Origin of the sequence: Streptomyces sp. NRRL B-3229 (genome assembly GCF_000719505.1) — a bacterium.
In the GTDB taxonomy this organism is placed as follows: Bacteria; Actinomycetota; Actinomycetes; order Streptomycetales; family Streptomycetaceae; genus Streptomyces; species Streptomyces griseorubiginosus.
The window spans coordinates 1-12252 of record NZ_JOGP01000004.1 but is presented as its reverse complement, the minus strand read 5'-3'; the positions used below and the strand labels follow the sequence as shown (position 1 = coordinate 12252).

Here is a 12252-nt window from a genome sequence, read left to right as displayed (position 1 = left end):
GGAACCGTCAGGTGAGTACGGTTTCAGCAACCGGATTCTGCCGGGTCACGGTGGCGGCACCGAACAGCCGGATCGACGTGGCACTTCCCGAGGACGTGCCGCTCTCTGACGTATACCCGGAGATCCTGCGGCTGTCGGGACAGACGCCCGAGGAGGCCGCGCCCACCGGGTACAACCTCGTGCGCAGGGACGGCTCCGTCCTCGACGACGGCCGTTCGCTCGCCGAACAGCAGATACGCGATGGCGAATTGCTGCTCCTGAGGCCGTTCGCCGACTCGCTGCCGCCCGCCGTCTTCGACGACGTCGTGGACGCGGTGGCCGCGGCCGTCGAGGCCGACCGGCGCAGCTGGAACGACGGCATGATGCGCACCGTCGGCCTCATCTCCGGCGCGCTGCTGCTCACCATGATGGCCTTCGCCCTGTGGTTCTCCGAGCCGCTGCGCCACGACATGCACGGACTGCCCGGTGTCATCGCCGGCGTCACCGGCGTCGTCCTCGTCGCCCTCGCCTCCGTTCGGGCCCGCGTCTACGACGACCACCACGCGGCCGTCGCCCTCGGCATCGCCGCGCTGCCGCACCTGATGGTCGGCGGCTCCGGGATCATGGGCCTCGACGCGGGTGAGGGCCCCGGTCGGCTGAACCTCCTCGTCGGCTTCGCCGCCGTCCTCGTGGCCGCGGTGCTCCTCGTCCTGATGCTCCCGCAGAACGACGCGGCCTTCATCGCCGCCGCGGTCGGCGCCGGCATCGGCGTCCTGGCCACCTTCGCCGCGATCGTCTCCGAGGCCGAGCCGCGCGAGACCGCCGCCGTCACCGCCGTCGTCATGATCGCCGGCATCGGTTTCCTGCCCGGCTGGTCCGCCCGCTTCTCCCGGCTGCCCATCGGCTTCCGCTCGCCCGACCAGATCGCCAAGCGCGGTCGCGCCGAGGACCAGCAGGAGCAGGAGCCGGTCGACTACCGGCTCATCACCGACCAGGCCCGCCGCGGTCACGAGCTGCTGCTCGGCCTCGTCGGCGGCTGCGCGGTCACCGGTGTCGCCTCCGCCGGCGTGGTGCTCGGCTTCTCCACCAGCGGCTGGGCCCAGCTGCTCTCCCTGGCGGCCGGCCTCGCCATGCTGATGCGGGCCCGTCTCTTCCTCTACACGTCCCAGGTCGTGACCCTGATGATCTCGGGCATCGTCACCGTCAGCCTGCTGGTCCTCGGCCTCGCCCTGAACCCGCCGGCCGACATCATGGAAGAGCTCGTCTACAACCACAACCACGCCCCGCTGGACATCCGCACCGTCTGGCTCTCCGCCGCGGTCGCCTTCGGCGCGATGCTCCTGGTGGCCGTCGCGCTGATCGTCCCGCGCAAGGGCGTGACCCCGTTCTGGGGACGCATGCTCGACCTCAGCGAGGGCGCGGTGCTGCTCTCCCTCGTCCCGCTGTGCCTCGCGGTCCTCGACCTGTACGCGGCGGCCCGCGGCATGACCAGCTGACGCCCGCCCCGATCGGCCGACGGCGGCTGTCCCCCGTACGGGTGGCAGCCGCCGTGGCATGTGGACGACGCCGGCATGGCCCGGGGCACTGCCGCCGGGCTGATACCCTGGCTGACGGCCGTTTGTGTACGCACCCCCGGAGCCCAGTGTTCTGGAGGCCGCGCCCAGCGGATCCCCGCCTCCCGAGTTACGGAAGCTCCCCTGAGAAGTGGACCAGGGGCACTCGGTGGCTACCCAGAAGACTACGAGGAGTACGCGTGTCGCTCGACGCCGCTACGAAGAAGCAGATCATCTCCGAGTTCGGCCAGAAGGAGGGCGACACCGGCTCCCCCGAGGTCCAGGTCGCCATGCTCTCGCGTCGGATCTCCGACCTGACCGAGCACCTCAAGACCCACAAGCACGACCACCACTCCCGTCGTGGTCTGCTGATCCTGGTCGGTCAGCGCCGTCGCCTTCTCCAGTACCTGGCGAAGAAGGACATCCAGCGCTTCCGTACGCTGGTCGACCGCCTCGGCATCCGCCGCGGTGCGGCGGGCGCCAAGTAGGACGCCGTGAAGGGGGCGGTTCCCGAAACGATCGGGGGCCGCTCCCTTTGCCGTATGCGCGCGCCGCACGTGCGCGCCGTACGTTTGGAAACGTGCGCGGTGTCACACCCGCTTTGTAGTGTGGTAGCACAACGCAGTAACAAGGCAGTACCACGAGGAGAAGTGCACCTCGCCGCCGCCGGTCCTCGGTAGTGGCCCCCGGGCCTTGCGAACCCGGGTGCTTCGATCGAAGACCGGCCCGCACCAGATGGAGCGCTTCTCCGCGCACGTCCCCCCGCCACACGGGCGGCCAGGGACAAAAGACGAAACGCAGACGAAAGTAACGGAGAACACGCTAGTGGAGAACGAGACCCACTACGCCGAGGCCGTCATCGACAACGGTTCCTTCGGCACCCGCACCATCCGCTTCGAGACGGGCCGCCTCGCCAAGCAGGCCGCCGGCTCCGCCGTGGCGTACCTGGACGACGACACCATGGTGCTGTCGGCGACCACCGCCTCGAAGAACCCCAAGGACCAGCTCGACTTCTTCCCCCTGACGGTGGACGTCGAGGAGCGGATGTACGCCGCCGGCAAGATCCCCGGCAGCTTCTTCCGCCGTGAGGGCCGGCCCTCCGAGGACGCGATCCTCACCTGCCGCCTCATCGACCGCCCGCTGCGCCCGTCCTTCAAGAAGGGCCTGCGCAACGAGATCCAGGTCGTCGCCACCATCATGGCGCTCAACCCCGACCACCTGTACGACGTCGTGGCGATCAACGCCGCCTCCGCGTCCACCCAGCTGGCCGGTCTGCCCTTCTCCGGCCCGATCGGCGGCGTCCGCGTCGCGCTGATCAACGGCCAGTGGGTCGCCTTCCCGACGCACTCCGAGCTCGAGGACGCCGTCTTCGACATGGTCGTCGCGGGCCGCACCCTGGAGGACGGCGACGTCGCGATCATGATGGTCGAGGCCGAGGCCACCGAGAAGACCATCCAGCTGGTCAAGGGCGGCGCCGAGGCCCCGACCGAGGAGGTCGTCGCCGCCGGTCTCGAGGCCGCGAAGCCCTTCATCAAGGTCCTGTGCAAGGCCCAGGCCGACCTCGCCGCCAAGGCCGCCAAGCCGACCGGCGAGTTCCCGATCTTCCTCGACTACCAGGACGACATCCTGGAGGCGCTGTCCGCCGCCGTCCGCCCGGAGCTCGCCTCCGCGCTGACCATCGCGGGCAAGCAGGAGCGCGAGTCCGAGCTGGACCGCGTCAAGGCGCTCGCCGCCGAGAAGCTCCTGCCGGAGTTCGAGGGCCGCGAGAAGGAGATCTCCGCCGCGTACCGCTCCCTGACCAAGCAGCTCGTCCGCGAGCGCGTGATCAAGGAGAAGAAGCGCATCGACGGCCGTGGCGTCACGGACATCCGTACGCTCGCCGCCGAGGTCGAGGCCATCCCGCGCGTGCACGGCTCCGCGGTGTTCGAGCGTGGCGAGACCCAGATCCTGGGCGTCACCACCCTCAACATGCTCCGCATGGAGCAGCAGCTGGACACCCTCTCCCCGGTGACCCGCAAGCGCTACATGCACAACTACAACTTCCCGCCGTACTCCACCGGCGAGACCGGCCGCGTCGGCTCCCCGAAGCGCCGCGAGATCGGCCACGGCGCCCTCGCCGAGCGCGCCCTGGTCCCGGTCCTGCCGACCCGCGAGGAGTTCCCCTACGCGATCCGCCAGGTCTCCGAGGCGCTGAGCTCCAACGGCTCCACCTCCATGGGCTCGGTCTGCGCCTCCACCATGTCGCTGCTGAACGCCGGTGTGCCGCTCAAGGCCCCCGTCGCCGGTATCGCCATGGGCCTGATCTCCCAGGAGATCGACGGCGAGACGCACTACGTCACCCTCACCGACATCCTCGGTGCGGAGGACGCCTTCGGCGACATGGACTTCAAGGTCGCCGGCACCAAGGAGTTCGTCACCGCCCTCCAGCTCGACACCAAGCTGGACGGCATCCCGGCCTCCGTCCTGGCCGCGGCCCTCAAGCAGGCCCGTGACGCCCGCCTCCACATCCTCGACGTGATGATGGAAGCGATCGACACCCCGGACGAGATGTCCCCGAACGCCCCGCGGATCATCACCGTCAAGATCCCCGTGGACAAGATCGGCGAGGTCATCGGCCCCAAGGGCAAGATGATCAACCAGATCCAGGAGGACACCGGCGCCGAGATCACGATCGAGGACGACGGCACCATCTACATCGGTGCCGCCGACGGCCCGGCCGCCGAGGCCGCCCGCACCACGATCAACGGCATCGCCAACCCGACCATGCCGGAGGTCGGCGAGCGCTACCTGGGCACGGTCGTCAAGACCACGACCTTCGGCGCGTTCGTGTCGCTGCTCCCGGGCAAGGACGGTCTGCTGCACATCTCGCAGATCCGCAAGCTCGCGGGCGGCAAGCGCGTGGAGAACGTCGAGGACGTCCTCGGCGTGGGCCAGAAGGTCCAGGTCGAGATCGCCGAGATCGACTCCCGCGGCAAGCTCTCCCTGATCCCCGTGATCGAGGGCGAAGAGGGCTCGGACGACCAGAAGGACGACACCGACAAGTGACGTCGAGCAACTCCACGGCGACGGCCCGCACCTCCTCGGAGGCGCGGGCCGTCGCCCGTACCCAAACCCTGATCAAGGGCGACAACGGCATCGGCACCGTCCGCAAGACCACCCTCCCGGGCGGCCTGCGGATCGTCACCGAGACCCTCCCCTCGGTCCGCTCCGCGACCTTCGGCATCTGGGCCCACGTCGGCTCCCGCGACGAGACCCCGTCCCTGAACGGCGCCACCCACTACCTGGAGCACCTCCTCTTCAAGGGCACCGCCAAGCGCAGCGCCCTGGACATCTCCTCCGCCCTCGACGCGGTCGGCGGCGAGATGAACGCGTTCACGGCGAAGGAGTACACGTGCTACTACGCGCGCGTGCTCGACTCCGACCTGCCGCTCGCCATCGACGTCGTCTGCGACATGCTCACGGGCTCCCTCATCCGCGAGGACGACGTCAACGTCGAGCGCGGCGCCATCCTCGAAGAGATCGCCATGACCGAGGACGACCCGGGCGACTGCGTGCACGACCTGTTCGCGCAGACCATGTTCGGCGACAACCCCCTCGGCCGCCCGGTCCTCGGCACCGTCGACACCGTCAACGCCCTGACCGCCGACCGCATCCGCCGCTTCTACAAGAAGCACTACGACCCCACCCACCTGGTGGTCGCGGCCGCGGGCAACGTCGACCACAACAAGGTCGTACGACAGGTCCGCGCGGCCTTCGAGAAGGCCGGCGCCCTCAAGAACCAGGACGCGGTCCCCATCGCCCCGCGCGACGGCAGGCGCGCCCTGCGTACCGCGGGCCGGGTCGAACTGCTCGGCCGCAAGACCGAACAGGCCCATGTCGTCCTCGGCATGCCGGGCCTCGCCCGCACCGACGACCGCCGCTGGGCCCTCGGCGTGCTGAACACCGCACTCGGCGGCGGCATGTCCTCCCGGCTCTTCCAGGAGGTCCGCGAGAAGCGCGGCCTGGCCTACAGCGTGTACTCGTACACCTCCGGCTTCGCCGACTGCGGCCTGTTCGGCGTGTACGCCGGCTGCCGGCCCTCGCAGGTCCACGACGTGCTGAAGATCTGCCGCGACGAACTCGACCAGGTCGCCGAGCACGGCCTGACCGACGACGAGATCGGCCGCGCCATCGGCCAGCTGCGGGGCTCCACCGTCCTCGGCCTCGAGGACACCGGCGCGCTGATGAACCGCATCGGCAAGAGCGAACTGTGCTGGGGCGAGCAGATGTCCGTCGACGACATGCTGACCCGGATCGCGTCGGTCACCCCGGACGACGTCCGCGCGGTCGCCCGCGAGATCCTTGGACGGCGCCCGTCGCTGTCGGTCATCGGCCCGCTGAAGGACAAGCAGGCCGCGCGACTGCACGAGACCGTTGCCTGACCCCGTCCCTTTCGGCTGTTGGTGAAGGAAGCAAGAAGATGAGCAAGCTGCGCGTGGCCGTTCTCGGAGCCAGGGGCCGGATCGGCGCCGAGGCGGTCAAGGCCGTCGACGCCGCCGAGGACATGGAGCTGGTCGCCGCCCTGGGCCGGGGCGACAGGCTGGAGACCCTGGCCGAGACCGGCGCCCAGGTGGCGGTCGAACTGACCACCCCCGCATCGGTCATGGACAACCTGGAGTACTGCGTCGGCCACGGCATCCACGCCGTCGTCGGCACGACGGGCTGGACCGACGAACGCCTCGCGCACCTGAACGGCTGGCTGTCGAACTCCCCGGAGACCGGCGTCCTCATCGCGCCCAACTTCTCCATCGGGGCCGTACTCAACATGAAGTTCGCGCAGATCGCCGCGCCGTACTTCGAGTCGGTGGAGGTCGTCGAACTGCACCACCCGAAGAAGGTGGACGCCCCCTCGGGCACGGCCACGCGCACGGCCCAGCTGATCGCCGCGGCCCGTGCCGAGGCGGGCACGGCCCCGGCGCCGGACGCCACCGAGACGGCTCTGGACGGCGCGCGCGGCGCGGATGTCGACGGGATCCCCGTCCACTCCGTCCGCCTGCGGGGTCTGCTGGCGCACCAGGAGGTCCTGCTCGGCGGCGAGGGGGAGACCCTGACCATCCGCCACGACTCCCTCCACCACAGCAGCTTCATGCCGGGCATCCTGCTCGGCGCCCGCCGCGTGGTCACGACCCCGGGCCTGACCTTCGGCCTGGAGAACTTCCTGGACCTGGGCTGATGCGCGCCAAGCTGTCCTACGCCGTCACGGCCGCCGTCCTGGTCTTCTACTTCGTCCTGGTCGGCAGCCGCGGCGTCATGCTGATCGAGTCCGGCACGCTCGTCACCGTCACGTTCGGCGTCGCGGTGCTGATCCTGCCGGTGATCGGCCTGTGGTTCCTGTGGAAGAACACCCAGTTCGTCCGCAGGGCCAACGTCCTCGCCGCCGAACTCGACGCCGAGGGCGGCCTGCCCGTCGACGAGCTGAAGCGCACGCCCGGCGGCCGCATCGACCGCGACTCGGCCGACGCGGTCTTCGCCCAGCGCAAGGCCGAGACCGAGGCGGCCCCCGACGACTGGCGCAGCTGGTTCCGCCTCGCCGTCGCCTACCACGACGCCCGCGACACCCCGCGGGCCCGCAAGGCGATGCAGCGCGCGATAGCCCTGCACGACGGCAGGCCGGTTCAGCAGCTCTGAGCGTTCCCAGCATGGAGAAGGGCCGCCCGCACCACCTGGTGCGAGCGGCCCTTCTCCATGACCGATGAGGGTCAGACCCGCCCGTACTCCGCCGCCCAGGCCTCCACCGCGTCCGCGGCCCGGTCGAACGCCTGGCCGCGCGCGAGGAAGTCCGCGTTGTGCGTGGTCAGCAGCGGCGGCACGTCCTGGGGCGCCTGCCCCTGCCGTACGAGGGTCAGGGCCTGTCCCTGGACGGTGCGCGGAAGTCCGAGCCAGCGCACCGGCTGCTGGGCCGTGCGCACGGCGACGACCTGGTCCCAGGACACCGTGCGAGTGAACAGGAACCCCACCCGACGGACCCCGCGGGCGCTCACCCACACCCCCACGCGCAGCAGCCGCAGCGCGCCGACGATGACGAGCACCGCGACACCGAGCACCGCGGCCGCCTCGGACGGCGAGTCGGTCAGCGCGATGATCACCGCCGCGAACAGCACGTACGAGGCGAGCAGCAGCAGGAGCGCCGCCACCCCCACCCGCCACGGACCGGGCCGGTACGGACGCCGCCAGCGGTCACGGTCGTCGTACGGCAACGCGACGTCGTCCGTCGTGTCGAATGCGCGGTCGGCCGTCAGGAAGGGCAGGGGCACGGCGGGTCCTCACTCGATCCAGGCGTGGATGTGCCCGGTGAGGCTATCCGCCGTCGTCCCCGCGAGCCACCTTCAGGGGCCCGTCCGAGTCAGTGCCCCTGGGACGCCTGGGACTGCTGGCTCTGTGAAGGCGCCTGATCCTGCGACAGCGCCGGCATCCCGAGGACCAGGGAGCCCACGAGTCCGGCGACGATGGTCAGTCCCAGCAGCCAACGCCCGGCTATCTCACCGGCGGACGCGCGCTCACGGGGCGGCGGAGCGACATCGCTGCGGAACCTGTCGGCTTCGGCGAGAAAGGCGAACGGTACGGGCTCGCGCCGACGCAACAGCATGGGGGCACTTCTCCCTTCGGGGATCGAACAGACAACTCCTGCCTGTACAGACGAGCGGGTACCGCAAATGGTGCCCACCATTGCCAAATCGGTTGACGCGTAGAGTGGGCGCCGACCGCAGATGTGATGGGAAGGACCTTCCGTGACCCCCGTCGGTGACCCCGATATCTCCACGCGCAGCGACGTCTCCGTCGAGCTGGTGAAGTCCAGCGCCTCGGACTCCGATGTCCTGTTCGCCGCCCGAGTCTCGACCTTGGGGGAGCAGTCCCTCGACGAGTTGCAGAAGGACCCCGAGCGGTCCAAGGGCCTGATCAACTACCTGATGCGGGACCGGCACGGGAGCCCCTTCGAGCACAACTCGATGACCTTCTTCATCAGTGCGCCGATCTTCGTCTTCCGTGAGTTCATGCGGCACCGCGTGGGCTGGTCGTACAACGAGGAGAGCGGTCGCTACCGGGAGCTCGATCCCGTCTTCTACGTCCCCGGCGCGGACCGCAAGCTCGTCCAGGAGGGCCGTCCCGGCAAGTACGTGTTCGTCGAGGGTTCGCCGCAGCAGCACGAGATCGTCCGCAGCGTCCTCGACGACTCCTACCAGCAGGCCTACACGGCCTACCAGAAGCTGCTCGCCGAGGGCGTCGCCCGCGAGGTCGCCCGTTCGGTCCTGCCCGTCGGTCTGTTCTCCTCGATGTACGCCACCTGCAACGCCCGCTCGCTGATGCACTTCCTCGGTCTGCGCACCCAGCACGAACAGGCGAAGGTCCCGTCCTTCCCGCAGCGGGAGATCGAGATGGTCGGCGAGAAGATGGAGGCGGAGTGGGCGAAGCTCATGCCGCTCACCTACGCGGCCTTCAATGCGAACGGCCGTGTGGCGCCGTAACGGACGCTTGTTTTCCCGCAGAGCACACATGTACGGGTCCACCTGGCGAAGTGTCCGTATTGCGGCATTTAGAGAAGTTCATCTAGCCTGATCAAACGGACCCGGCACTGCTTGAACCCCCGAGCAGGCAGTGCCGGGCTCCGCATTTGTCCTGACTTTTCCGAGCCCCCCGAGGGCAGACCGCGCGATGAGCACCGAGTAGCGTGTATGCCATGGCTCCGACCTCCACTCCGCAGACCCCCTTCGGGCGGGTCCTCACCGCCATGGTCACGCCGTTCACGGCGGACGGCGCACTCGACCTCGACGGCGCACAGCGGCTCGCCACCCACCTGGTGGACGCAGGCAACGACGGCCTGATCATCAACGGCACCACCGGCGAGTCCCCCACCACCAGCGACGCGGAGAAAGCGGACCTCGTACGAGCCGTACTGGAGGCGGTCGGCGACCGAGCCCATGTCGTCGCCGGAGTCGGCACCAACGACACCCACCACAGCATCGAGCTGGCCCGCACGGCCGAGCGCACCGGCGCACACGGCCTGCTGATCGTCACGCCGTACTACAACAAGCCCCCTCAGGAAGGCCTGTACCGGCACTTCAAGGCCGTCGCCGACGCCGCCGAACTGCCGGTCATGCTGTACGACATCCCCGGCCGCAGCGGTGTCCCGATCAACACCGAGACGCTGGTCCGCCTCGCCGAGCACCCGCGGATCGTCGCCAACAAGGACGCCAAGGGCGACCTCGGCCGCGCCAGCTGGGCCATCGCCCGCTCCGGCCTCGCCTGGTACTCCGGCGACGACATGCTCAACCTCCCGCTGCTCTCCGTGGGCGCGATCGGCTTCGTCTCGGTCGTCGGCCATGTGGTCACCCCGGACCTGCGCGCCCTGGTCGAGGCGTTCACCTCAGGGGACGTCCAGAAGGCCACCGAGATCCACCAGAAGCTGCTGCCCGTCTACACGGGAATGTTCCGCACCCAGGGCGTGATGACCACCAAGGCGGCGCTCGCCCTCCAGGGACTCCCCGCCGGACCCCTGCGCGCCCCCATGGTGGAACTTTCCGCCGAGGAGATCGAGCAGCTCAAGATCGATCTTGCTGCCGGCGGGGTACAGCTCTAGCACCAGACTTCGCGCGCCCGGCGCGCAACCGGACTCAACAACTGAATACGCGGGCCACCGGTGCCCGCACCACAACGACAACTGCTACACGCACGAACGTCACGCGCGCCACGTGCCCACCGGTACGTGGCGTGTGTGGTGAGGAGAGTCTTTTGAGTCATCCGCATCCTGAACTGGCCCCGCCGCCGCCGCTCCCCGAGGGCGGCCTGCGGGTCACCCCCCTCGGTGGTCTCGGCGAGATCGGCCGAAACATGACGGTCTTCGAGTACGGCGGCCGCCTTCTCATCGTCGACTGCGGCGTGCTCTTCCCGGAGGAGGAGCAGCCCGGAATCGACCTGATCCTGCCGGACTTCTCGTCCGTGAGGGACCGCCTCGACGACATCGAGGGCATCGTCCTCACCCACGGCCACGAGGACCACATCGGTGGCGTCCCCTTCCTCCTGCGCGAGAAGCCGGACATCCCGCTGATCGGCTCCAAGCTGACCCTCGCGCTCATCGAGGCCAAGCTCCAGGAGCACCGCATCCGTCCGTACACCCTGGAGGTGGCGGAGGGGCAGCGCGAGCGCATCGGCCCCTTCGACTGCGAGTTCGTCGCGGTGAACCACTCCATCCCGGACGCCCTGGCCGTCGCCATCCGCACCCCCGCGGGCATGGTGGTCCACACCGGCGACTTCAAGATGGACCAGCTCCCGCTGGACGGCCGCCTCACGGACCTGCACGCGTTCGCCCGCCTGAGCGAGGAGGGCATCGACCTTCTGCTTGCGGACTCGACGAACGCCGAGGTCCCGGGCTTCGTCCCGCCGGAGAAGGACATCTCCAAAGTCCTGCGGCAGGTCTTCGCCGATGCCCGCAAGCGCATCATCGTGGCGAGCTTCGCCAGTCACGTCCACCGCATCCAGCAGATCCTGGACGCGGCCCACGAGTACGGCCGCCGGGTCGCCTTCGTCGGCCGCTCGATGGTCCGCAACATGGGCATCGCGAGGGACCTCGGCTATCTGAAGGTCCCCCCGGGCCTGGTGGTCGACGTCAAGACCCTGGACGACCTCCCCGACCACGAGGTCGTCCTGGTCTGCACGGGCTCCCAGGGCGAACCGATGGCCGCCCTTTCCCGCATGGCCAACCGCGACCACCAGATCCGGATCGTCAACGGCGACACCGTGATCCTGGCTTCGTCCCTGATCCCGGGCAACGAGAACGCGGTCTACCGCGTCATCAACGGCCTGACCCGCTGGGGCGCCAACGTCGTCCACAAGGGCAACGCCAAGGTGCACGTCTCGGGCCACGCGTCCGCGGGCGAGCTCCTGTACTTCTACAACATCTGCCGGCCCCGGAACCTGATGCCGGTGCACGGCGAATGGCGCCACCTGCGTGCCAACGCCGAACTGGGCGCCCTCACCGGCGTCCCGCACGACCGGATCGTCATCGCCGAGGACGGCGTGGTCGTCGACCTCGTCGAGGGCAAGGCGAAGATCACGGGCAAGGTCCAGGCGGGCTACGTCTACGTCGATGGCCTCTCGGTCGGCGATGTCGGCGAGCCGGCGCTGAAGGACCGCAAGATCCTCGGCGACGAGGGCATCATCTCGGTCTTCCTGGTGCTGGACTCGTCCACGGGCAAGATCACCGGCGGCCCGCACATCCAGGCGCGCGGCTCGGGCATCGAGGACTCGGCGTTCGGCGACGTGATCCCGAGGATCACCGAGGTCCTGGAGCGCTCCGCGCAGGACGGCGTAGTCGAGGCCCACCAGCTCCAGCAGCTGGTGCGGCGGACCCTGGGCAAGTGGGTCTCCGACACGTATCGCCGCAGGCCGATGATCCTCCCGGTGGTCGTGGAGGTCTGACGGCCCGTCGGACAGCCGTCCGAGTGAACTGGGAGCGGGGAGCCTCGATTTGCATCGAGGCTCCCCGCTCCAGTACGTTTACGTCTCCGCCCGAGGGGGAACCCGGCCAGCTTCGTGCTCCGGGGCCAGCCTCCGGGGGGCGGGAATTCCGACTCAGAACTTCTGATAAAGTCGGAACCGCCGGAAAGGGAAACGCGGAAGCGGGAACCTGGAAAGCACCGAGGAAATCGGAACCGGAAACGGTCTGATAGAGTCGGAAACGCAAGAC

At 69.3% G+C, this 12252-nt stretch carries 11 protein-coding genes; 9 read left to right on the top strand and 2 right to left on the bottom strand.

All coding sequences use genetic code 11. The annotated features are described in order from the left end of the window. The first annotated feature begins 11 nt into the window (after nt 1-11). The 6 genes from eccD (at nt 12) to IF54_RS0106840 (ending at nt 7199) form a co-directional block, all read left to right on the top strand. Nucleotides 12-1475 (top strand): type VII secretion integral membrane protein EccD, encoded by a 1464-nt coding sequence (gene eccD, locus IF54_RS0106865; RefSeq protein WP_030315617.1) that lies wholly within the window; start codon nt 12-14, stop codon nt 1473-1475. Between the two features lie 257 nt (nt 1476-1732). Beyond that, nucleotides 1733-2020, top strand: coding sequence for a 30S ribosomal protein S15 (rpsO, locus tag IF54_RS0106860; RefSeq protein WP_028802543.1), 288 nt, complete (start codon nt 1733-1735; stop codon nt 2018-2020). A 337-nt stretch (nt 2021-2357) separates the two neighbouring features. Beyond that, the gene (locus IF54_RS0106855; RefSeq protein ID WP_030315613.1) at nt 2358-4577 is read left to right on the top strand and encodes a polyribonucleotide nucleotidyltransferase; all 2220 of its coding nucleotides are present in this window, start codon (nt 2358-2360) and stop codon (nt 4575-4577) included. After that, entirely contained in the window at nt 4574-5953 is a 1380-nt protein-coding gene (locus IF54_RS0106850) for a M16 family metallopeptidase (protein WP_030315611.1), read from the top strand. Before IF54_RS0106855 ends, IF54_RS0106850 begins: the two co-directional genes overlap by 4 nt. A gap of 38 nt (nt 5954-5991) precedes the next feature. Beyond that, nucleotides 5992-6744 (top strand): 4-hydroxy-tetrahydrodipicolinate reductase, encoded by a 753-nt coding sequence (dapB, locus tag IF54_RS0106845; RefSeq protein ID WP_030315610.1) that lies wholly within the window; start codon nt 5992-5994, stop codon nt 6742-6744. Beyond that, complete coding sequence (locus tag IF54_RS0106840) at nt 6744-7199, top strand: hypothetical protein (RefSeq protein WP_030315608.1); 456 nt, start codon at nt 6744-6746, stop codon at nt 7197-7199. Before dapB ends, IF54_RS0106840 begins: the two co-directional genes overlap by 1 nt. A gap of 71 nt (nt 7200-7270) precedes the next feature. On the opposite strand, the gene IF54_RS0106835 is transcribed toward IF54_RS0106840, so the two are convergent. Both IF54_RS0106835 and IF54_RS0106830 read right to left on the bottom strand, forming a co-directional pair. Continuing rightward, nucleotides 7271-7825, bottom strand: a complete 555-nt coding sequence (locus IF54_RS0106835; protein ID WP_030315606.1) for a hypothetical protein — start codon at nt 7823-7825, stop codon at nt 7271-7273. A gap of 89 nt (nt 7826-7914) precedes the next feature. Further along, the gene (locus IF54_RS0106830; RefSeq protein WP_030315604.1) at nt 7915-8154 is read right to left on the bottom strand and encodes a hypothetical protein; all 240 of its coding nucleotides are present in this window, start codon (nt 8152-8154) and stop codon (nt 7915-7917) included. A 145-nt stretch (nt 8155-8299) separates the two neighbouring features. On the opposite strand from IF54_RS0106830, the gene thyX reads away from it, so the two are divergent. The 3 genes from thyX (at nt 8300) to IF54_RS0106815 (ending at nt 11984) form a co-directional block, all read left to right on the top strand. Further along, nucleotides 8300-9034, top strand: coding sequence for an FAD-dependent thymidylate synthase (gene thyX, locus IF54_RS0106825; RefSeq protein ID WP_037819501.1), 735 nt, complete (start codon nt 8300-8302; stop codon nt 9032-9034). 212 nt (nt 9035-9246) lie between these two features. Next, nucleotides 9247-10146, top strand: a complete 900-nt coding sequence (gene dapA, locus IF54_RS0106820) for a 4-hydroxy-tetrahydrodipicolinate synthase (RefSeq protein WP_030315598.1) — start codon at nt 9247-9249, stop codon at nt 10144-10146. A gap of 152 nt (nt 10147-10298) precedes the next feature. After that, complete coding sequence (locus IF54_RS0106815; RefSeq protein ID WP_030315596.1) at nt 10299-11984, top strand: ribonuclease J; 1686 nt, start codon at nt 10299-10301, stop codon at nt 11982-11984. Nucleotides 11985-12252: the final 268 nt, after the last annotated feature.

Coding starts and splice junctions, on each gene's coding strand:
- IF54_RS0106840 (WP_030315608.1), top strand. CDS start 6,744: ATGCGCGCCAAGCTGTCCTACGCCGTCACGGCCGCCGTCCTGGTCTTC.
- dapA (WP_030315598.1), top strand. CDS start 9,247: ATGGCTCCGACCTCCACTCCGCAGACCCCCTTCGGGCGGGTCCTCACC.
- dapB (WP_030315610.1), top strand. CDS start 5,992: ATGAGCAAGCTGCGCGTGGCCGTTCTCGGAGCCAGGGGCCGGATCGGC.